The sequence below is a fragment of the Mycolicibacterium smegmatis genome (genome assembly GCF_001457595.1).
Lineage (GTDB): Bacteria > Actinomycetota > Actinomycetes > Mycobacteriales > Mycobacteriaceae > Mycobacterium > Mycobacterium smegmatis.
Map to the genome: position 1 here is coordinate 3,947,853 of NZ_LN831039.1, position 21,537 is coordinate 3,969,389.

General features: G+C 67.6%; 20 protein-coding genes and 1 tRNA gene. 9 read left to right on the forward strand and 12 right to left on the reverse strand.

The window, feature by feature from the left end; translation table 11 throughout:
• Positions 1-15 precede the first annotated feature (15 nt).
• The gene (locus AT701_RS18995) at positions 16-483 is read left to right on the forward strand and encodes a hypothetical protein (RefSeq protein WP_011729337.1); all 468 of its coding nucleotides are present in this window, start codon (positions 16-18) and stop codon (positions 481-483) included.
• A gap of 5 nt (positions 484-488) precedes the next feature.
• On the opposite strand, the gene AT701_RS19000 is transcribed toward AT701_RS18995, so the two are convergent.
• The 3 genes from AT701_RS19000 to AT701_RS19010 all read right to left on the reverse strand — a co-directional run bounded on the left by AT701_RS19000 (position 489) and on the right by AT701_RS19010 (position 3,936).
• Complete coding sequence (locus AT701_RS19000; protein WP_014877825.1) at positions 489-1,691, reverse strand: CHAT domain-containing protein; 1,203 nt, start codon at positions 1,689-1,691, stop codon at positions 489-491.
• The gene (locus tag AT701_RS19005; protein ID WP_058126400.1) at positions 1,673-3,394 is read right to left on the reverse strand and encodes a hypothetical protein; all 1,722 of its coding nucleotides are present in this window, start codon (positions 3,392-3,394) and stop codon (positions 1,673-1,675) included. The genes AT701_RS19000 and AT701_RS19005 overlap by 19 nt, the downstream gene beginning before the upstream one ends.
• A gap of 65 nt (positions 3,395-3,459) precedes the next feature.
• Entirely contained in the window at positions 3,460-3,936 is a 477-nt protein-coding gene (locus AT701_RS19010) for a lipoprotein LpqH (RefSeq protein WP_003895248.1), read from the reverse strand.
• 132 nt (positions 3,937-4,068) lie between these two features.
• Here AT701_RS19010 and AT701_RS19015 point away from each other — a divergent pair, with 132 nt between their 5' ends.
• Complete coding sequence (locus AT701_RS19015) at positions 4,069-4,323, forward strand: hypothetical protein (protein ID WP_011729340.1); 255 nt, start codon at positions 4,069-4,071, stop codon at positions 4,321-4,323.
• 3 nt (positions 4,324-4,326) lie between these two features.
• On the forward strand, positions 4,327-5,511 hold the full coding sequence (locus tag AT701_RS19020; protein WP_011729341.1) for a winged helix DNA-binding domain-containing protein: 1,185 nt from the start codon (positions 4,327-4,329) through the stop codon (positions 5,509-5,511).
• On the opposite strand, the gene AT701_RS19025 is transcribed toward AT701_RS19020, so the two are convergent.
• Positions 5,501-6,214 carry an SDR family NAD(P)-dependent oxidoreductase gene (locus AT701_RS19025; protein WP_003895251.1) on the reverse strand — a complete coding sequence of 238 codons (714 nt, stop codon included), beginning with the start codon at positions 6,212-6,214 and terminating at the stop codon, positions 5,501-5,503. The genes AT701_RS19020 and AT701_RS19025 overlap by 11 nt on opposite strands.
• Before the next feature lie 155 nt (positions 6,215-6,369).
• Between AT701_RS19025 and AT701_RS19030 the strand changes: the two genes are divergently transcribed.
• Entirely contained in the window at positions 6,370-7,173 is an 804-nt protein-coding gene (locus AT701_RS19030; protein WP_011729343.1) for an LLM class F420-dependent oxidoreductase, read from the forward strand.
• On the opposite strand, the gene uvrA is transcribed toward AT701_RS19030, so the two are convergent.
• Positions 7,170-10,064, reverse strand: coding sequence for an excinuclease ABC subunit UvrA (gene uvrA, locus AT701_RS19035; protein WP_003895254.1), 2,895 nt, complete (start codon positions 10,062-10,064; stop codon positions 7,170-7,172). The two genes, AT701_RS19030 and uvrA, sit on opposite strands and share 4 nt — an antisense overlap.
• 120 nt (positions 10,065-10,184) lie before the next feature.
• Between uvrA and AT701_RS19040 the strand changes: the two genes are divergently transcribed.
• On the forward strand, positions 10,185-10,889 hold the full coding sequence (locus tag AT701_RS19040; protein ID WP_003895255.1) for an MBL fold metallo-hydrolase: 705 nt from the start codon (positions 10,185-10,187) through the stop codon (positions 10,887-10,889).
• A gap of 3 nt (positions 10,890-10,892) precedes the next feature.
• Here the strand turns inward: AT701_RS19040 and AT701_RS19045 are convergent, their stop codons facing one another.
• Together AT701_RS19045 and AT701_RS19050 are read right to left on the reverse strand one after the other, a co-directional pair.
• A complete protein-coding gene (locus AT701_RS19045; protein WP_003895256.1) occupies positions 10,893-11,336 on the reverse strand; it encodes a universal stress protein in 444 nt (147 codons plus the stop codon).
• 297 nt (positions 11,337-11,633) lie between these two features.
• Complete coding sequence (locus tag AT701_RS19050) at positions 11,634-12,485, reverse strand: acyl-CoA thioesterase (RefSeq protein ID WP_058126401.1); 852 nt, start codon at positions 12,483-12,485, stop codon at positions 11,634-11,636.
• 47 nt (positions 12,486-12,532) lie between these two features.
• Here AT701_RS19050 and AT701_RS35380 point away from each other — a divergent pair, with 47 nt between their 5' ends.
• Positions 12,533-12,685 (forward strand): hypothetical protein, encoded by a 153-nt coding sequence (locus tag AT701_RS35380; RefSeq protein WP_174519600.1) that lies wholly within the window; start codon positions 12,533-12,535, stop codon positions 12,683-12,685.
• A gap of 210 nt (positions 12,686-12,895) precedes the next feature.
• Here the strand turns inward: AT701_RS35380 and AT701_RS19060 are convergent.
• The 3 genes from AT701_RS19060 to uvrB form a co-directional block, all read right to left on the reverse strand.
• Positions 12,896-12,966, reverse strand: a tRNA-Cys gene (locus tag AT701_RS19060).
• Between the two features lie 211 nt (positions 12,967-13,177).
• Positions 13,178-14,563 carry an MFS transporter gene (locus AT701_RS19065; protein ID WP_058126402.1) on the reverse strand — a complete coding sequence of 462 codons (1,386 nt, stop codon included), beginning with the start codon at positions 14,561-14,563 and terminating at the stop codon, positions 13,178-13,180.
• A gap of 44 nt (positions 14,564-14,607) precedes the next feature.
• Positions 14,608-16,767, reverse strand: a complete 2,160-nt coding sequence (gene uvrB / locus AT701_RS19070; protein WP_058127668.1) for an excinuclease ABC subunit UvrB — start codon at positions 16,765-16,767, stop codon at positions 14,608-14,610.
• Positions 16,768-16,834: 67 nt separating this feature from the next.
• Between uvrB and AT701_RS19075 the strand changes: the two genes are divergently transcribed.
• The gene (locus AT701_RS19075) at positions 16,835-17,341 is read left to right on the forward strand and encodes a ribonuclease FAU-1 family protein (RefSeq protein WP_174519677.1); all 507 of its coding nucleotides are present in this window, start codon (positions 16,835-16,837) and stop codon (positions 17,339-17,341) included.
• A gap of 11 nt (positions 17,342-17,352) precedes the next feature.
• Positions 17,353-17,934: a hypothetical protein gene (locus tag AT701_RS19080; protein WP_014877829.1), complete on the forward strand. Its 582-nt coding sequence runs from the start codon at positions 17,353-17,355 to the stop codon at positions 17,932-17,934.
• Here the strand turns inward: AT701_RS19080 and glsA are convergent.
• On the reverse strand, positions 17,931-18,854 hold the full coding sequence (gene glsA / locus AT701_RS19085) for a glutaminase A (RefSeq protein ID WP_014877830.1): 924 nt from the start codon (positions 18,852-18,854) through the stop codon (positions 17,931-17,933). The two genes, AT701_RS19080 and glsA, sit on opposite strands and share 4 nt — an antisense overlap.
• A 199-nt stretch (positions 18,855-19,053) precedes the next feature.
• Between glsA and AT701_RS19095 the strand changes: the two genes are divergently transcribed.
• Complete coding sequence (locus tag AT701_RS19095; protein WP_014877831.1) at positions 19,054-20,589, forward strand: APC family permease; 1,536 nt, start codon at positions 19,054-19,056, stop codon at positions 20,587-20,589.
• Between the two features lie 76 nt (positions 20,590-20,665).
• On the opposite strand, the gene AT701_RS19100 is transcribed toward AT701_RS19095, so the two are convergent.
• Positions 20,666-21,400, reverse strand: coding sequence for a FadR/GntR family transcriptional regulator (locus AT701_RS19100; RefSeq protein ID WP_003895268.1), 735 nt, complete (start codon positions 21,398-21,400; stop codon positions 20,666-20,668).
• Positions 21,401-21,537: the final 137 nt, after the last annotated feature.

Genomic DNA, 21,537 nt, shown 5'->3' on the forward strand with positions numbered 1-21,537 from the left:
CCGGACGCTGGACCGATGACCGACACCGTGCTGTTCACCGTCCTGTGCATCGCGTGCTTCGGCGTCGCGACGGCGTTGCGGGCCGCCGTGGCACGGCGAGGATCCGATGACGTCCCCCCGCGCGACCCAAAAGACACGGAAGCCTCCGAACGTCTGGTGACCCTTGCCGAACTCGCCGCCGAATTCGACGAGATGCTCATTCGCAAAGGGGTGATGACGAGCACCCAGGTCTCGTTGATGCGTACCGGCATCCGATCCCGCGGCGTGGTCACCGGGATGCGGACCACGGGCGTGGTGCGTGAGGATTTCCGTGAGGTCGAACTCGATCTCATGGTGAGCCGCACCGGCGGCGGACAGTTCGCGGCCCGGCAGACCACGCTGATTCCGTTGTCGTCACTGCACAGGGTGTTTCCCGGCAGCGTGGTCGACGCGTACTACCGGCCGGGCGACGAGCGCACGGTCGCGGTGTGCGTGTCACCCTGACCGGCTCAGCGGGCACCGTCGACCGCGAAGGTCGCCAGCGACGCCCAGTACAGCGGGCTCGCGGTCACCTCACCCTCGCGCCAGCGGCGCATCTGCGCGCGCTGCCACTGGTTCACCGCGATACCTGCCTGTTCCTGGTTGTGGGCGAGGTCGACCCCGATCACGGTGTCGGCCATGGGATCGGCGTCGTCGGCGGTGAACGTGCGATAGCCGGCGCTGGTGGGCAACGGCCACAACGTGGCGGTGACCAGTTGCGCGCCACCGAGCACCATGGCCGCCACCAGACCCGTGGCCTCGTCGAACCGGTAGTCACCGCCGGATGCGCAGGCCAGCAGCGCCACTCGTGGCGGTACCGCAAGTGCCTGTGCGATGACGTCGGCCGCGCTCAGCGGTTCCGGTTCGGCGAGGTGCAGCGCGGCGCGGTCGGCGGTGTCGCCCTCGGCGGCGCTCGCGTGCCCGACGTAAAGCATGCGCGACGGTTCGTGTTCGCAGGCCCGTGCCAGCCAGCCGCGGTCGGCGTCGGGCCTGCGGAAGAGGTCGACCGGTCCATCGACCCGCGGCAGGACCTGCCGCTGCGCCACCGCAGTGGCGAAGTGACGCGACAGCGGTGTGCCGGGTGTGGGCCTGCCGAGGACCGATCCGAGCGCGGAATCGGGGCGCTGCCCGGGGATTCGGGGGTCCAGCACCAGCAGCGCCGGGTTGTCGCGACGCGTGGTCCAGCTCACCGACCGGCGTGGCGCGTGGACGATGTTGGGCGGCACGGCCATCAGTACGTCGACGAGTTCCATGAGCCGGAACTTGTGCAGCCCGGGCATCGCGAGTTGACCCCATGGCACGCGTGCCAGCTTGGGGCTCGGTGTGACGAACAGCGTGGCCCGCGGCGCGGACACGCAGTCGATCAACAGATTCCAGGCCGGTTTGGGGATCAGGTGCGAGCCGAGTTCCTTCGCGAACTTGAGTTCCCGTTTTGGGTCGGCGAACGGTCCTGCGGTCAAGGATCTTTCGACGGCAGCAGCGACGGTTTCGCCACCGCGGGGGTCGGGCAGCGCGTCGTCGAGCGCGCTGTAGACGGCGGGCAGAGCAGGTTCTTCGAGCACCCATTTGAGCGTGCGTGCCGGCTCCCCCACCACCCGCAGGGTCGCGTAGGTCGCGACGCCCACGTCAGCGAATCGCAGTACCAGTGTCGCGGTCACGGCCAGGTCGCCCATTCGGGCTCAGCCGAGGTGATTTCACGGCCGTAGCGCTGCCAAGCCAGTTCGCGGTAGCGGCTCAGGATCGGACCCGTCTGCGGATCCATCCGCAGTGGAGGCAACGGGCCGAGACGCGTGAGTCCACCCGATCCCGGGGTGCCCGCGTTCGCCGCGACCGCCGGCGCGAGTTCGGCCTCCACCGGGACCGGTGCCGTGGCCGTCGCGGCCCAGTCACCCGCCGTCTGACCGATCGGCTCGGCGCTGAAGGTGCCCCGCGCGCTGTGGTATTCGACCAGCTCACTGATCAGCTCGGTGTTGTCCCATTCCCACGCCACCGCGAACGCTCCGGCCAGCATCGGCGCCGAGACCCAACTGGCCCAGCGCATCCGGGCGCCCGCATCGTCGATGGTGTAGCGCACCGAGTCGACCGCGAGCGCGGCGGGCACCTTGAGTTCGGCGGCCTGTTCGAGTTTCGCGGTGCCCCGAAGCCACTTCCGGCTGCCCGGACGGCACCGGAAAACCCCTTTACCGGATCTGTGTGTGGCCTCGACCTGTTGCCAGGTCTGCTCCGGTGTGCCGAGGCCGTCGAAGCCCATCTCGGCCAGGGCCTCGGCGCGCAGGATGTTGCCCAGGTGGTCGTCGAGGCGTGCGTACTGCAGCCAGCTGTGCCGCGGTGAGGAATCCAGGAGTTCTCGCGCCTCGGCGACCAGTTGTGTGGCCTCGTCGAACGCGCCACGGAAGATCGACAACCAGCTGCGCTGCAACAGGATCCGGTGGATGTACAGAGGCTTCCCGAGCTCGCGCCAGTGCCGCTCGGCGTGCTCCCAGCAGGTGTTCGCCTCCTGCAGCCTGCCGATTCCCAACCGGATCAGGCCGAAGTACAGCCAGCTCCGGGACACGTCGTGCGCGCGGGCGTGGTCGGCGATCACCGGGTACGCCTCGGTGACGAGGTCCTGGGTCTCGGCGTACTGTCCCGCAGTCCAGCATGCCGCGGCGCGTTCCAACTGGGTGCGGGCCCGCGGCAACGCCCACCCGCGGGCGTCGGCTCGCGCGCCGGCCCGCCGCAGCCACGGTTGCGCTTCCTCCAGCCGCCCGGATTCGGCGCAGAACCGGCCGTAACCCAGCGCCCCCGCGATGAACAGGTGATCGTCCTCTGGATCGCCGCCCCCTGAGCGTGTCACTGATTCGAGGACTGCGTCCCACAGCGGCGCCGAGCGTGCGTACAGGTCGTCGTCACACAGGCCCGTGGCGACGAGGATGCGCGCGTGGATGCCGAGGCGCCGGTGCTCGGCGTCGAGATCCTCGGGGCCCACCGAATCGATCAGGGTGTCGAGGTGTTCGGCGGCGCGGTCATGGTCACCCCGCGCGGCGGCAAGACCTGCGGCGAGGAACTCGGCGCGACGGGTGTACCGGCAGATCATGTGGTCGACGTCGGCGTCGGACATGCGCACCTGGGCGGCGGCCTCGGGCATGCGGCCCGCGCGGATCGCGGTGTAGATGCCCAGGCAGTCCCCGATGCGCCGAATGCATTCGCCGACACCGTCGTAGGCGCTGCGCACCAGATAGATCTCGCCCAGCAGGGCGAAGACCTCGAGGGCGTAGTCGTCGCGATCGGCCTGCTCGATGCGCGGCATCAGGCTCACCAGGAGATCACGCGCCTGGTCTTCGTCGGCCGACAACATGAGGTGACGCGCGCGCTCCAACTCCCCCGCGATGGTCACGTTCGCATCATATGGAAGCGGCGGGCGTGCCGGAGGTCTGAGGCACGCCCGCCGCCCGGGAGGGATCAGCTGCAGCTCACCGTGATGGTGAACGGCTTGCTGATCATCCCGGCCATCGGGTTCTGCATGTCGGCGCCGGCGGCCTCGCCCGTGATCGTATAGGTGTCGCCGTCGACCTCGACCTTGGCCGAACCGACCTTGACGCCCATGTTCTCGCTGACGGCGAGCGCGCTGCCGTCGTAGACCAGACCCAGTGATTCGACCTTCGGGCTGGCCTCGTCGGTCATCACCACACCGAGGCCCTGTTGCCCGCCGATCGCGGCACTGCCCACGTTGATCCGCCCGCCCTCCTTGACGCAGGTCACCGAGTTCAGGTCCAGACCGGGAAGGTCCTTGCCGTCGACCTTGACCTGGGTGTTCCCGCCCGTCTTCACGTCGGCGGCGGCCGGGCTGGGTGTGGCCTGCGGTTTGTCGTCCGAGCAGCCGACCAGGATGGTGCCGGCCGCGAGCAGTCCCATGGTTCCTGCGATGACACGATTCATGTTCGTCCCCTTACCTTGCGCGTCGCCCCGATGGCTCCGTCGTGTCCTCAGTCAAAGGCGCGCAGGTCGCTACCGATCCCAAGAAGTGCGGGTCAGCGCAGGTCGGGGCGGTTCACAGGTACGGTGGGGCTCATGACCGATCAGCCCGATCCCGGACCCGCACCACAGCCGGAGGAGACCGGATACACCGAGGGTGGTGTGCCGACGTTCGACGCGGTGCGGGAGAAGATCGAGACCCGGTACGGCACCGCGATCGGCTCGTCCGAGCTTGCCGGCGAGACCCCGGAGGGCAGGCGGGTCGAGGAGCAGTACGAGGAACGCCAACGCGCGGCCGCCGAACGCCTCGAGCAGATCCGCAAATCGATGCGCGAGGACGAGAAGTCCTGAGCGATGCGCGTTTTCACGATCGCGGAGCGACGGACACGGCTTGCGCGACGCCACTTCCTGAGCCCTGAGAACCCCGCCGCGTCACCCGCCGCCGCCGCGCGCAGCTTCGTCGGACTGCACGCGACCGACCCGGCGACACCGTATCTCTCGCTGTGGGCACGCCTTCGGAGGTTCACCGTCGCCGATCTGGACACCGAACTGTACGAGCGGCGTACCGTGGTCAAGCACCTCGCGATGCGCCGCACACTGTGGCTGGTCGGCGTCGAGGATCTGCCGTTCATCCAGTCCGCGGCCAGTGACCGGGTGGCGGCCAACGAACTGCGCAAACTGGCCGCGGATGCGCACAACGCCGGGTTGGAACCCGACGGGGAGACCTGGGTCAAGGTGGCACGCGCGGCGGTGCTGCGCCATCTGGAGAAACACGGCCCCACCGGCGCCCGGGAGTTGCGGGAAGCTCTGCCGGAACTCGCCGGAAGCCACGACCCCGCACCGGGTAAGAGCTATGGCGGCGAGACACCGTTGGCGCCAAGGGTTCTGACAGTTCTCGGCGTGCACGGTGAGATCATGAGGGGCCCGAACGAGGGTTCGTGGACGGTGTCACGGCCGCGCTGGGCGGCCACGGCCGACTGGCTCGGCGCGCCGTACGTGCCCGCGCCCGCCGATGAAGCCCGCGCCGAACTGGTGCGCCGCTGGCTCGCGACATTCGGGCCCGCGACCGTCACCGACGTGAAGTGGTGGTTCGGTCACACCCTGACCTGGGCGCGCCACGCGCTGCGCGACATCGGTGCCGTGGAGGTCGAACTCGAAGGCTGCGACGCGCCCGGCTACGTCCTGCCCGACGACCTCGATCCCGAGCCGGAACCGCAGCCGTGGGTCGCGCTGCTCCCGGGCCTCGACGTCACGACCATGGGTTGGTTCGACCGCGACTGGTACCTCGACGGTCTCCGGGATCAGGTGTTCGACCGCAACGGCAACGCCGGGCCCACCGTGTGGTGCGACGGGCGTGTCGTGGGCGCCTGGGCACACGACGCCGACGGGCGCGTCGACGTGCGACTGTGCACCGATATCGGCCGCGCTGCACGGAAGCTGCTGCAGCGCAAGGCCGATGACCTCACCGAGTGGCTCAACGGCACTCGCGTCAAACCGCGCTTCCCCTCACCGCTGTCGAAAGGCCAGTTCACAGGCTGAGCGTGACCGGCGGGCCGGCCAGAGCAGCTTTCGCGTCCACGCTCATCCGATCGATGATCTCGACCTCACCGGCTTCGAGCCCGTCGAGGGCCATCCGGGCGAGGTCGGCGGGTTCGTTCATGTGTTCCTCGGGCAGTTCGATCCCGTTGCCGCGGGCGAACTCGAGCAGCGTGTCGGTGCGGATCAGCCCGGGTACCAGAGCGGCGACGTGGGTGCCCTGGCGCGCGAGTTCCACGCGAACACCGTTGGTCAACCCCCATTCCGCGGATTTCGCGGCGGCATAGGACGTGTTGCCGTCGACGGTTCTCCACGCCGCAACGGACAGCACGTTGAGAATGGCTCCCCCGCCGTTGCGGGCCAGGATCGGCGCGAACGCGCGGATCATGGCCAGCGTGCCGTAGTAGTTCGAATCCATCGTCGCCCGGATCTTGGCGAGGTCACCCGTGACGAGGTTGCCGCCGTCGGTGAATGCCGCGTTGTTGATCAGCACGTCGACGTCATCGGCCGCCGCGGCGGCGGCTTCGACGGACCACTGATCGGTGATGTCGAGCCGCAGCACGTGCGCACCCGGGACATCGACGAGTTCAGGGCGCCGCGCGGTGGCGTACACCTTGGCACCGCGGCGGATCAGTTCGACCGCGAGGTGGTGCCCGAGGCCCCGGTTGGCACCCGTGACGAGTGCGGTGGCGCCGTGCAGTTTCATGATCTCCCCTTCGAAGCCGACGAAGATGACCGAGTGGTTGTGGCAGCGCTACCTCGGAATCCTGTTCGACGGCTTGAGGCCCGAGGGTGCCCATCCGTTGCCGCAACCGCCGCCGCGGTTGACCTGAACCTTGGTTGCGGTCCTACGGTGGCCGCATGGTTCACATCGACCTCGGCACCTTCGGACTCACCGTCACCCCCGGCACCCCGGGGGCTGAAGAGATCGAAGCCCTCGGCTTCGGCGCTCTGTGGGTCAACGGCGGGCAACTCGACCGGTTGGAACGCCTCACGGATCTGCTGGCGACGACGCGGCGGGCCGCCGTCGCGCCGGCGATCATCCCGCCCGATGTCTACGGGCCCGACGCCGTCGTCGACCTCTTCGGCCGCGCGGAGGTTGCCGCGCCCGGGCGGCTCATGATCGGACTCGGTTCGTCGTCACAGCCCCGTCCGAGGGCCGCACTGGGCGCCTACGTCGACGAACTCGGCGCAATCCCCCGCGAGCGTCGCCTGCTGGCCGCGTTCGGTCCACGCATGCTCGACACCGCCCGCGACCGTTTCGGCGGTGCGATGCCAGGGATGGTGACACCGGAGTACACAGCAATCGCGCGCGAACGCCTCGGCCCCGACCGGCTTCTCGTCGTCGGTCTGTATGCGGTTCTGGACACCGACGCGGACGCGGCCCGGGAGACGGCACGGGTGCCGCTTCGGTTCCTGATGGGCATGCGCAGCTACGTGAACTCGGCGCTGCGCCAAGGCTTCTCTGAAACCGACATCGCGACGGTCAGCGATGACCTGGTGGATCGACTGGTCGCTTGGGGCAGCGCCGACGACATCGCGAAACAGGCCCGACGGCACCGGGAGGCCGGCGCGGACCATGTCTATCTCAGTGTGCTGCACAACGATACGCAGCCGAGCGGTGTCGCGGCTGCCCGGCTCCTGGCCCCGGTGTTGTTCGGTTAGGCGCTGACCTTGCGCCGCTTGCGCTTCGGGGTGGGTACGTCGAGCAACTCCGCAAGGAACTTGCCCGTGTAGCTGTCCGGGTTGGCCGCGACGTCCTCGGGTGTGCCCTGTGCGACCACGGTGCCACCGCCTGCGCCGCCTTCCGGACCCATGTCGATGATCCAGTCGGAGGTCTTGATGACGTCGAGGTTGTGCTCGATGACGATGACCGTGTTGCCTTTGTCGACAAGGCCGTTGATCACCTTGAGCAGCTTGCGGATGTCCTCGAAGTGCAGGCCAGTGGTGGGCTCGTCGAGGATGTAGATGGTGCGACCCGTCGAGCGCTTCTGCAGCTCGGCGGCCAGCTTGACACGCTGGGCCTCACCACCGGACAGCGTCGGCGCGGGCTGCCCCAGCCGCACGTACCCCAGACCCACGTCGACCAGCGTCTTGAGGTAGCGGTGGATCGAGCTGATGGGCTCGAAGAACTCCGTCGCCTCCTCGATCGACATGTCGAGGACCTCGGAGATGGTCTTGCCCTTGTAGTGGACCTCGAGCGTCTCGCGGTTGTAGCGGGCGCCGTGGCACACCTCGCACGGGACGTAGACGTCCGGTAGGAAGTTCATCTCGATCTTGATGGTGCCGTCACCCGAGCAGGCCTCGCACCGGCCGCCCTTGACGTTGAACGAGAACCGGCCCGGCTGGTAGCCGCGGACCTTCGCCTCGGTGGTCGCGGCGAACAGCGACCGGATCTTGTCGAACACGCCCGTGTACGTCGCCGGGTTGGACCGCGGGGTCCGCCCGATGGGCGACTGGTCCACGCGCACGAGCTTGTCGAGCTGGTCGAGCCCGTTGACGCGGGTGTGACGCCCCGGCACCAGGCGAGCGCCGTTGAGCTTGTTGGCGAGCACCGTGGCCAGGATGTCGTTGACCATGGTCGACTTGCCCGAACCCGACACGCCGGTGACCGAGGTCAGCACCCCGAGCGGGAACGCGACGTCGATCTCCTTGAGGTTGTTCTCCCGCGCGCCGACCACCGTGATCTGCCGCTTCTTGTCGACAGGACGGCGGATCGCCGGAACCTCGATGCTCTCCTTGCCGGAAAGATATGCGCCCGTGAGCGATTCGGGATTGCGCAGCAGATCGTCGTAGGTGCCGCTGTGCACGATCTGGCCGCCGTGCTCGCCTGCGGCCGGGCCGATGTCGACGACCCAGTCGGCGTGCGCGATGGTGTCGAGGTCGTGCTCGACGACGATGAGCGTGTTGCCGAGGTCGCGCAGGCGCACCAGGGTGTCGATGAGCCTGCGGTTGTCGCGCTGGTGCAGACCGATCGACGGTTCGTCGAGCACGTAGAGCACGCCCACGAGGCCCGAACCGATCTGGGTCGCGAGCCGGATGCGTTGCGCCTCACCGCCGGACAGCGTCGCCGCGGCGCGCGAGAGCGACAGGTAGTCCAGCCCCACGTCGAGCAAAAAGCCCAGCCGCGACTGGATCTCCTTGAGCACCTGGCCCGCGATGGCCTGCTCGCGCGGCCCCAGCGTCAGCGAGTTGAGGAAGTCGGCGCAGTCGGCGATCGACAGTTCGGCGACCTGCGCGATGGACTTCGCGCCGAAGTCCCCTGCCGACAGCGTGACGGCGAGGATCTCGGGCTTGAGGCGCGTGCCGTTGCATTCCGGGCAGGGGATGTCGCGCATGAAGCCCTCGTAGCGCTCTTTCATCTGCTCGGAGTCGGTCTGCTCCATGCGGCGCTGCAAAAACGCCATGACGCCTTCGAAGTCGGCGTAGTAGGACCGGGTGCGTCCGTAACGGTTCTTGTACCGCACATGCACCTGGTGGTCGCAGCCCTCGAGGATCGCCCTGCGCGCCTTGGCGGGAAGCTTCTTCCACGGGGTGTTGACGTCGAACCCCATCTCCTCACCGAGACCCGCCAGCATGCGCGTGAAGTACTCGGCGCTCTGGCCCACCGACCACGGCGCGACGGCGCCCTCCGCGAGCGTCAGCTCAGGATCGGGCACCACGAGATCGGGATCGACCTCTTTGCGGATGCCCAGGCCCGTGCACTCGGGGCACGCGCCGTACGGCGAGTTGAACGAGAACGAACGGGGTTCGAGGTCGTCCACGGCCAGCGGGTGACCGTTGGGGCATGCCAGTTTCTCGGAGAACCGCTGCTCGCGGTGCGGGTGGTCGTCCTCGCGGTCGACGAACTCCAGCACCACGATGCCGTCGGCGAGGTTCAGCGCGGTCTCGATCGAATCCGTGAGCCGCTGTTTGGCGGAGGCCTTGACCGTGAGGCGGTCGACGACCACCTCGATGTCGTGCTTCTCCTGCTTCTTGAGCTTGGGCGGGTCGGTCAGCGGATACACCACGCCGTCCACGCGGACACGGCTGTAACCCTGGCTGTTGAGCTTCTCGAACAGGTCGACGAACTCACCCTTGCGCGTGCGCACGACGGGCGCGAGCACCTGGAACCGCAGCCCCTCGTCCATCGCGAGCACCTGGTCGACGATCTGCTGCGGCGTCTGCCGCGCGATGCGCTCACCGCACACCGGACAGTGCGGCGTACCGGCGCGGGCGTACAGCAGACGGAGGTAGTCGTAGACCTCGGTGATGGTGCCGACCGTCGACCGCGGGTTGCGGTTGGTGGACTTCTGGTCGATCGACACCGCGGGCGACAGACCCTCGATGAAGTCGACGTCCGGTTTGTCCATCTGGCCGAGGAACTGCCTGGCGTAGGCCGACAGCGACTCCACATAGCGGCGCTGGCCCTCGGCGAAGATGGTGTCGAACGCCAACGAGGACTTACCGGAACCGGACAATCCGGTGAACACGATCAAGGCATCGCGTGGCAGGTCGAGGTCGACACCACGCAGGTTGTGCTCGCGGGCACCCTTGACAACAAGACGGTCAGCCAACGGTTTCCTTCCTGGTCGGCGAGGGTCCAGACATGCGGTCCGGACATGCTCTGTACCCCGCATGACGCAGTTCATGCCCATGCTATGCGCCACCACCGACAAGCCCGATACGGTGGCGCTATGACCCCATCTGAGACGCCATCCAGCATCACGGTCGACGACACCTACACCGGACACGTCGAGCCAGGAACCGCAGCGCGGCGCACCCTCGCCGACGCCACGATCGTCAAGGCGTCGGTGGGTCCCATGGACAACAACTGCTACCTGGTGACCTGCAGATCTACCGGCGAGACGCTGCTGATCGACGCGGCCAACGACGCCGAGGTGATCATCGGACTCGTCGAGCAGCACGCGCCGAAGGTGTCACTGATCGTCACCACCCATCAACATCAGGACCACTGGCTCGCGCTGCAGGCCGTGACAGAAGCCACAGGAGCCCCGACCGCCGCGCATGCGCTCGACGCCGGCGCGTTGCCCGTCAAGCCGGACCGGATCCTGTCCGACGGCGACAAGATCACCGTCGGCAACCTCACTTTCGACGCCATCCACCTACAGGGCCACACGCCCGGTTCGGTGGCACTGGCCCTCGCGGGTGCCGATGGCGCCGACGGGCCCACGCACCTGTTCACCGGCGACTGCCTGTTCCCGGGCGGCGTCGGCAAGACGTGGAAGCCGGGCGACTTCGAGACGCTGCTGGGCGACGTCACCACCAAGGTGTTCGACGTCTACGACGACCGCACGGTCGTCTACCCCGGGCACGGTGACGACACCACTCTCGGCGCGGAGCGTCCGAGCCTGGCCGAGTGGCGTGAACGGGGCTGGTGAGCCCTAGCTGGTGTGGACGATGAGCACGTCGGTCTTGGACCGGCGTGCCACGTTCGCGGGCACCGAGCCGAGCAGCCGGCCGGCGATGGTGCTCAGGCCGACGTTGCCGACGACCAGCAGATCGGCCTTGACCTCGTCGGCGAGCTCGACGAGCGCGTCGACCGGGGCGCCGACGACGGGGCGCTCCTCGATGTCGGTCGCACCGGCGGCCTTGGCGCGGTCGTTGGCCTCACGCAGAATGGCGTAGATCGGGGCGTTGCCTGCCATCTTGTAGCCCTCGTCCTTGAGGACGTCGGCCGCACGCGAGTCCTCGCTCTGGGGGAAGTAGGCGGTGGCGATGATCAACTTCGCGTTCGATGCGGCGGCAATCTGACCGGCGCGGTCCACGGCACGCAACGACGAATCGGATCCGTCCGTGCCGACCACCACGGTTTGATATGCGCTCATCCATACCCTCCCACTGTCAGTTGCAACGCCACCCGAGACAGTAACCGGTGCCGGCTGCGATGGGGCGCGAATCACGACACCCGCACGCACAGCAGGCAAACCGCACACGGTTGATGCCACGTGACGCCTGTTGGCCCTGATGTTAACCACAGGAAGCGCGAATCGGGGCGCACCGTGACGCAGGTGACGCTGCCAGCCGCGAAGTTGCCGGGTTCCCGACGCCGGTGCGCGAGTGATCGAGCTCATCGAGACCGCGCCCGTGTTGTAATGCGGCTCACACGATTTCGCGCTACTTCCTCAGATACGGCCGCGGCCGAAGTAGATCTCCTGCGTGGCAGAACACACCAGTTCGCCCGACCGGTTGTACATCGTGCCCGAGGCAAGGCCGCGCCCGTGAATACCGCTGGGCGACACCTGGTCTGACAGAACCCAATCCGACAGGTCCGCGGGCCGCTGGAACCACACCGTGTGGTCGATCAGCGCCGAGAACGCCGTGGCCTGCGTCGTGCGCCGCATCGTCACCGTGGTCTCCAGCAACGACGTACCCGATGCGTAGGTGAGCACACAGCAGTTGAGCACCGGATCGTTCGGAATCGATTCGGCTGGGCGCCACCACATCCGGGTGCGTTCCGGAGGTTCGGGCTGATCGAGCGCCAGGCGCGGCGGCGCATCCACGTAGCGCCGCTCGATCCACTGCGGTTTCACCCAGAAGCCGTCGAGTTCGTCGGCGTAGTCGCTCAGCAACTCACCGACCGACGGCAGGTCCTCGGGTGCGGGGACGTCGGGCATCGGCTGGTGGTAGTCGACCGTGTCCGCCGTGTCGCTCAGCGAGACCAGGGCCTCGAGCAGCACCTCATCCCCTTGCCGGGCAATCACGCGACGGGTCGACAGCATCCCGCCGTCGCGCATGTTCATCACCTGCATCTCCACCGGGTACCGCGCGTCGCCGGCCCGTAGCAGATAGACGTGCAGGCTGTTGGGAACCCGCCCGGCCGCGGTGCGGCTCGCCGCCATCAGGGCCTGGGCAGATATGTGGCCACCGATGATGTGGTGCGCCTCGTTGTCGATCTGGGTCGCGACGAACATGTCGTGACCACAGTCGGTGATGTCGAGCGTCGCCAGGACGTCAGCTAATTGCGGCAAGGGCACTGCAGCATTATTCGGGTCATGCCCGCGTGGTGCGCGGCGGGGTCTCCGTGCGCTCGATCGTCCAGCAATCGCAGCATGGTCAGGGCCATGCCGTCGCGCACCAGCCGGCGCGGTTCGGTCAGGTCGAAGCCCAGCTTTGCGCCGAGGTGTTCGACCCGGCGCGCGACGCTGCGCGGGGCGTTTCGGCTGTTTCTGCCTGACGAGCAGACCGGTGTGTCGGAGGATCCGGTACCGGTGCACTCGGGAACGGCTGCGGTCATCCCGCGGGGTCGGCGGCATCGGATCGAAGTCGACGAACCCTGCGAGATCCTGGCCTTCACGGCCAGACCGGGAACGCGGTTGGCGAAGCTCGGGGCATGAATGACGAACGCTCTCCTGCGAGCATGCCGCAGGAGAGCGTTCGTCTGTCGAGCGAGTGACGGGACTCGAACCCGTGTAGACGGCTTTGCAGGCCGCTGCCTAGCCACTCAGCCACACCCGCAGCATGTCTCACCTTGCCTGTGAACGTTCAAGTGCTCCAGCGTTTGGATCGCCGTGATTGCATCTCGCGCCGGTGACTGGCGCACGCTCGCGGTCGCCGAGCGTTCGCCGAGTGCTGACGAAATGCGGTGTGTCGGGGTGCAGACGCGCACGGTCGCGGTGCAGAGTGACGCTTCGCACTTGCTCGCTCACTCAGTCACTCACTCACTTACTCAGCGGACGGCGCGGATCGAGGCGAGGGTGCCTGCGACGGCGAGGACGGCGAAGGCCGCGAACAGCCAGGTGGCGGACGAGGGGTTGCCGACGTTGACGAGATTGACCACCACACCGGCCAATCCGGCGCCGAAGGCACCGCAGATCAACTGGACCGTGTTGATCGCGGCGGCGGCAGCGGGGCCCTCGGCGGGATCGTCGACGCTGCTCATCGCCCACGCCGACAGGTGTGGCCAGGCGATGCCGATGCCTGCGCCGGTGACCAGCAGCGCGAGGGCCCACAGCACCACGAGCCAGACCGGCATGCCGTTGCGCACCAGCACGGCACCCGCCGCCAGGCCCAGCGCCATCACCAGCGGGGCGACGGCGACCATGCGCCGGATGACCTTGCGGTTCTGCAGTGAGGCGCTTGCGATCTCGCCGAACGTCCACCCGACCGAGAGCACCGCGCCGAAGAACCCGGCCACCACGGGCGTCATGTGCGCCAGCCGCTGACCGAACAACGGCACGTACATGTCGACCATCGTGGCGGCCATCAGCACACCCAGGCTCATGTAGATCCACTTGAGTGGGCCAGGCCCGAATGTGCTGGGCGGCAGGACCGATGCGCCCGCGCGCCGGTCGACGACGATGAATGCCACCACGAGAGCGACACCGACGAGCAGCAGGGCGGCCGTGCCGCGCGGATCGTGCGGGATGCCCGCGACACTGACCGCCATGGCCGCGGATCCGAGCAGTACCAGCGACCACACCGGAATCCCCGGCGGCACAAGGGTATCGCTCCCCCGCCCGGGCAGTGCGAGGGGAACCAGCACGGCCATCGCCGCGGTGAGGATCACCAGCACGCCGAACGCCCACCGCCACGAACCGTACTGCGCGAACAGACCGCCGGATGCCGGGCCGACCACGGTGCCGACACCCCACATCGCGGACACCAGCGCAGATGCCTTGGTCCACAACGTGTTCGGCAATGCGGTGTTGATGACGGCGTACCCCAGCCCGGCGAGCAGGCCGCCCGCGAAGCCCTGCACGAGCCGTCCCGCGAGCAGCAACTGCATGCTGGGCGCCAGCGCACACCCGAGGCTGCCCGCGCCGAACACCGTGAGCGCCACCAGATATGCCACGCGCGGGCCGAGGCGCATCAGCACCGAGTGCACGGTGGTCGCGGCGACCACAGAAGCGACCAGATACACCGTCGTCACCCACGCGTAGAACCGTTGACCGCCGATGTCGGCCACCGCGCTCGGCAGCAGGCTGATGGTCAGGAACTCGTTGGTGGCATACAGCAGCACACCGCCGGCGAGAACGGTCGAGGCCCCGAGATACCGCCGGCCGAGAAGCTGCCGCCAAGTCCCTGCGGCCTCGGCCGCCGCGGTTTCAGTCACGACGACACGCTAGAAGGTCAACCGCCGTTGAGGTCAAGACCGGGTCATCTCAGCCCGGCGGCATCCATCCCGCGCAGTTCCTTCTTCAGGTCGGCGATCTCGTCTCGGATGCGTGCCGCGAGCTCGAACTGCAGGTCCCGCGCGGCAACCATCATCTGGTCGGTGAGCTCCTTGATGAGGTCGGCCAACTCGGCGCGTGGCATGTTCGAGGTGTCCTTGCCCTCGACGATGCCCGCGCTGACCGCCCGGCCCGGCTCGCCCTGCGCGCGACGACCACGCGACGAGTTGCGCCCCGATCCACCGATCTCGACCGACTCAGTGTCGTCGGCCTCGCGGTAGACCTGGTCGAGGATGTCGGCGATCTTCTTGCGCAAAGGCTTCGGGTCGATGCCGTTGGCCTCGTTGTAGGCGATCTGCTTGGCGCGACGACGCTCGGTCTCGTCGATGGCCTCACGCATCGAGTCGGTGATCTTGTCCGCGTACATGTGGACCTCACCGGAGACGTTGCGGGCCGCGCGGCCGATGGTCTGGATCAGGCTGCGCGTGGACCGCAGGAAGCCCTCCTTGTCGGCGTCGAGGATCGACACCAGCGACACCTCGGGCAGGTCGAGGCCCTCGCGCAGCAGGTTGATGCCCACCAGCACGTCGTACTCACCGAGCCGCAGCTGCCGCAGCAGTTCCACGCGGCGCAGCGTGTCGACCTCGGAGTGCAGGTACCGGACCCGGATGCCCATCTCGAGCAGGTAATCGGTGAGGTCCTCGGCCATCTTCTTGGTCAGCGTCGTGACCAGCACGCGCTCGTCACGCTCGGTGCGGGTGCGGATCTCGCCGATGAGGTCGTCGATCTGGCCCTTGGTGGGCTTCACGACGACCTTGGGGTCGACCAGGCCGGTCGGGCGGATGACCTGCTCGACGAACTCGCCGCCGGCCTGACTGATCTCGTACGGCCCCGGTGTCGCCGACAGGTACACCGTCTGCCCGATCCGCTCGGCGAACTCCTCCCACGTCAGCGGACGGTTGTCGACCGCGGACGGCAGCCGGAAGCCGAAGTCCACCAGGTTGCGCTTGCGCGACATGTCGCCCTCGTACATACCGCCGATCTGCGGCACCGTCACGTGCGACTCGTCGATGACCAGCAGGAAGTCCTCGGGGAAGTAGTCCAGCAGCGTGGCCGGTGCCGACCCGGCGGGCCTGCCGTCGATGTGGCGCGAGTAGTTCTCGATGCCCGAGCAGAACCCGACCTGGCGCATCATCTCGACGTCGTAGTTGGTGCGCATGCGCAACCGCTGCGCCTCCAGCAGCTTGCCCTGGTTCTCCAGCTCGGCCAGACGCTCCTCGAGCTCCTTCTCGATGGACTCGATCGCCGCCGCCATCCGCTCCGGACCGGCAACGTAGTGCGTGGCCGGGAAGATCCGCAGTGACTCGACCTGACTGACGACGTCGCCGGTGAGCGGGTGCAGGTAGTACAGCGCCTCGATCTCGTCGCCGAAGAACTCGATGCGCACCGCGAGTTCCTCGTACGACGGGATGATCTCCACGGTGTCGCCGCGCACACGGAACGTGCCACGCGTGAACGCCACGTCGTTGCGGTTGTACTGCACGTCCACCAGCAGTCTGAGCAGCCCGTCGCGCGGCACCTCCTGACCCACCTGCAACTCGACCGAACGGTCCAGATACGACTGCGGCGTGCCCAGGCCGTAGATGCACGACACCGACGCGACCACCACGACATCGCGGCGCGACAGCAGACTCGACGTCGCCGAGTGCCGCAATCGCTCGACGTCGTCGTTGATCGAGCTGTCCTTCTCGATGTAGGTGTCGGTCTGCGCGATGTACGCCTCGGGTTGGTAGTAGTCGTAATACGAGACGAAGTACTCGACGGCGTTGTGCGGAAGCATCTCCCGCAGCTCGTTGGCCAGCTGCGCGGCCAGCGTCTTGTTGGGCGCCATCACGAGGGTGGGCCGCTGCAACCGCTCGATGAGCCACGCGGTGGTGGCCGATTTACCCGTACCGGTGGCGCCGAGCAACACCACGTCACGCTCGCCCGCGCGGATGCGGCGTTCCAGCTCGTCGATGGCCGCGGGCTGATCACCCGCGGGCGCGTAGGGGCTGACGACCTCGAAGGGTTTGCCGGTGCGGACGATCTCGTCGACGGCCCGGTACTCCGAATGTGCGAGCACAGGATGTTCGGTCGCGAAGGCCATGTTCACCAGGGTAGAACTGCGCACCGACAAGTTCCGATGATGTTCACCCACCGCGTAGGCTGACGCCATTCACGCGCCGAAACACGAGACATTCGACCTGGTAGCCCGCACGAACACCGATCCGAAGGGAGTCGTGCGGGCCGTCGACGTCTACACCGTCGAGCCGTGGGGCCTCTACATGGCGCGTCCGACACCGGGACGTGCGCAGTTCCACTACCTGCAGTCCTGGCTGCTGCCCTCGCTCGGGCTGCGCGCGACGATCTTCCACTTCAATCCCGGTCACGAGCGTGATCAGGACTTCTACCTCGACGTCGGCCACTACACGCCCGGCGAGACCAGGTGGCATTCCGAGGATCACTACCTCGACCTGGTGGTTCGCACCGGCCGAGGCGTCGAGCTGTGCGATGTCGACGAGCTGTTGACGGCCGTTCGGGCGGGCCTGTTGCCGCAGGAGGCCGGCGAGCAGGCCATGCAGACCGCGGCCGCCGCGATCGACGGTCTGGCCCGCCACGACTACGACCTGGACCGCTGGCTGACGACAAAGGGCATGGCCCTGAGCTGGCGCGCAGCGTAAGGTCACTTTTCATGAGCTCGACTAAGTACGCATGGGCGACGTCCGCCGTGCTTGCGGGGCTGCTCATCGGTGCGCAGATCGCCCCCGCCACGGCACTGGCCGATCCCCCGGTCGAACCCGCTGTCGACCCGGCGGCGCCACCCCAGGTGGAGGGACAGACGGGTCCGCTGCACAACGTCACCTACCGGGCCCGCATCGACGGGGTGTCGCGCAACGCGACCATCGCCTACAAGATCGACGACAGCAACGTCAACACCGCCGATCCGACGATGCTGCCGGGCCGCACGTTCGAGGCCACCGGTGTCGTGACCGACCCCCAACTCGCGGGGATGACCGTCCGTATCGACTGGCCGTACTCGGCCAACCTGCACTGCGAGATCCTTGTAGACGACCAGGTGATCGCGCAGGCCGACACGTTCGTCGCACCCCGGCTCACGCGGCCCAAGAACGATCCCGGCTACGGCAGCCTGCTGTGCGGCGCCAACCTCGCCGACGGCACCGGCAACGTCATCAACACCGGGCCCGTCGAGCCCGTCGAACCTGTGGCCCCGGCCGAGCCGCCGCCACCTCCCCCGGCCCAGAACGCGGCCTAGAACACCGACCAGCCGGCCAACCGCGCGAACTCCTCGATCGCGGCGACGCCACCTGCGGAGTTCCCGTCGTCGTCGAGCGGCGGGCTCCACACGCACACCGTGCCGTGACCGGGCATCACGGCCAGCACGCCGCCGCCGATGCCACTCTTGGCGGGCAGCCCGATGCGGTACGCGATGTCGCCGGCCGCGCCGTACATCCCCGAGGTCAACAGCACCGCGTTGACCCGGCGCACGCTGTCGTCGTCCAGGACGGTCCGCTCCCCGGTCCGGTCGGCGAGAAACAGTGCCGCGCGTGCGATCGTGCGCACCGACGCCGCGATCGCGCACTGTGCGAAGTACTGCGGCAGCACCCGGTCGATGTCGTTGACCAGCCTGCCGTGCTCGGCCAGGACGTGCGCGATGGCCGAATTGCGGTGGTCGGCTTCGCTTTCCGAGAGCGCCACCGCTGGGTCGGAGCGCACGGGAGCGTCCGGGTCACCCGCCTGCAGCACCTCGATCGTCGCGCCGACGGCATCGCCGGCATGCGTCATGAGCCGGTCGGTGACGACGAGGGCGCCGGAGTTCACGAACGGATTGCGCGGCCGCCAGTGGTTGCGCTCCAGATCGGCCACCGACCCGTACCCCGCGTCGGTGGGCACCCATCCCACGTCGGTCCAGACATCCGGTTCGTGCCGCAGCAGCGCGCACAGCGCGAACAGCTTGGACAGGCTCTGGATGGAGAAGGCCGTGGACGCCTCGCCGATGCAGGCCTCGGCGCCGTCGACGGTGGCGACGGCCATCGCGAACCGCGTGGCGGGCACCGCGGCGAGTGCGGGTATCTGGCGGCTCACCATCCCGCGCAGCGCGGCGCGGCGGCCGCGCAACTCCGCCGCTCGCAGATACTCGTGCATCTGCTCGCCGGCCACCGGCGCAAACGGCATACGCGTACCTGGCAAGACAACCTCCTCGGGGAATGTCAAGAGTTTAGGCGAAAATATCCAGTCTTTAGACCAAACCGCTGCGAGCCGAAAGATGCTCGTGTAAACGTTGTGTCACGCGTCGACAGTTTAGGTTTATGGGTCTTGTCTTTAGACCTTTTCGCTTCTACGCTCTCGACAACCGAATGAAAGGCAGGTGGCGATGGCAGTTGAATTCGACCAGGGCACGGGGGCGGGAAGTACTGCGCCCCGTGACAATTCGGCCACCCTGAAACGTGGTGCGATCGGTCTTGCCGGCGTCGTGTTCATGGTGGTGGCCTTCTCGGCGCCGATAACGGCGATGACCGGCAACCTGCCGGTGGCCGTGGGCTTCGGCAACGGACTCGGTGCGCCGGGCGGATTCCTCATCGCAACCGTCGTCCTGACCATCTTCAGCATCGGCTTCGTGGCGCTGGCCCGCCACATCACCGCGGCCGGGGCGTTCTACACGTTCGTCTCACGCGCGTGGTCACGAATTCCCGGCCTGGCCGCAGGTGTCATGCCGGCCTTCACCTACATGACCATGGAAGCCGGACTCGTCGGCATCTTCTCGGCGTTCGCCGATCAGGCCTTCTCGATGCAGTTCGGCATCGATCTGCCGTGGGAGGTCTACGCGGTGATCGGCCTGGTCGCCATCGCGGCGCTGTCGCACTTCGACATCTCGGTGGCAGCCAAGGTGCTCGGCGTGGTGCTGGTCGCCGAGATCATCATGCTGTCGATGACCGCGATCGCGGGCCTGGTCCACCACCCCGACGGCATGAGCTTCACATCGCTGAACCCGGTGACCGCGCTGAGCGTCAACAACGTCGCAGGCGGCGTGGTCGGCCTCGGCCTGCTTATGGCGTTCTGGTCGTGGGTCGGATTCGAGTCGACGGCCATCTACGGCGAGGAGTCGAAGAACCCCAAGCGCATCGTGCCGCTGGCGACGATGATCGCGGTGATCGGTATCGGCGTGTTCTACACCTTCATCTCGTGGGGCGTCGTCGTCGGCAACGGACCCGACAAGGCGGTCGAACTCGCTTCCGGGCCTGCACCTTTCGACCTGCTGTACGTCCCGACCGCGGAGTACCTCGGACCATGGGCGGTGACGGTGTTCGAGTGGCTGGTGGTCGGCGGATCGTTCGCCTGCGCACTGGCGATCCACAACTCGGCCGCGCGGTACCTGTTCGCGTTCGGACGCGACGGCCTGCTGTGGCACCGCCTCGGTGAGGCCCACCCGAGGCACAGGTCGCCCTGGGTGGCATCGCTGGCCCAGAGCGCCTTCGCCGCAGTGCTTCTGGTGGTCTGCTCACTGACCAAGTCGGATCCCTACGCCGACCTGTTCGTGCTGGTGGCCATCCTGGCGACACTTCTGCTGCTGATCGTGCAGACGATGTGCTCGGTCGCGACCGTCGTGTACTTCCACGTCAAGAAGCAGCACCCCGAGACGGCATCATGGTGGCGAACCCTATTGGCCCCCATCATCGGAGGCGCGGGCATGCTCTACGTCATCTACCTGATGACCTCGAACATGCAGGCCGCGGCCGGCACCGCGTCGGACACCTTGTTCTTCAAGTTGATCCCGTACGCGGTGGTCGGACTGACCCTCGGGTCCATGCTGCTGGCGCTGTACTGGCGCAAGGCCCGGCCCGACCTCTACGACCGGATCGGGAGCACGATCTTCGACGATCGCGAACCCGTGCGCGAGCCGGCGAACTGACAGGCCGACACATGCCCGCCCGGTGCGATCCACTCCCCCCAGGATCGCACCGGGCGTTCCATTCGAATGCGAAAGATCAGCGCTTGAGCCAGGACTCGATGGTGTGGCGGGTGTCGTTGATGTGGGCTTCCATACGGGCCGCGGCCAACTCGGGCTCGCGGTTCTCGATGGCTTCGAGGATCGACTCGTGATAGTCGTTGGCGTTCGGTTCCAGCCTGCCGAAGATCGCGCCGACCGGCAGCCACATCCGCCGGCGCGCGTCGGCCACCGCGTCCAGCAGGCGATCGTTCTGGGCGGCCTGGGCGATGCCGAGGTGGAACGCCGAGTCCAGCGTCTGAAAGTCGGTGGTGTGCTTGGGCGACTGGTCGTCCAGCGCGGTCTTGAGCGCCTCGTCCATGCCGTTGAGCAGCTTGTGCAGGTCGTTGAGGTCCGCCGCGCGGCGGCGTTCGGCCGCAAGCCGTGTCGCGCCGGTCTCGACGACCACCCGGTAGTCGAAGGCGTCGCGGACGGCGCGTTTGTTGCGACGCATCTCGCGGCGCATCTCCACCGGATCGTATTCCGGTGCCTGCACCGTGAACCCGCCGCCGCGGCCCCGGCGCACCGCGATGAGACCTTCGCGTTCCAGCACGGCCACCGCGGTCCGCACGGTCGTCCTCGAGACGTCGAGCATCTCCGAGAGCTCGCGCTCCGTCGGCAGCCTGTCGCCCGGACGGAACTGCCCGAGCTCCAAGGCCCGCCGCATCTGATCCACGACGAGTTCATGGGCCGGGATCTGCCGGACCGGGACCAAAGCTGGTTTCGCTGCTGTCATATACCGGACCCCCTTCAAGTGTGCACAGGCTACCCCATATCCCCTGCTGAAGACGTATGCCTTGCCCAATAGACCAAAGAAAAAAATAAAAGTCCTAAAAACTTGACCTATAGCCCTATTGCGTCGAAACTTGGTGG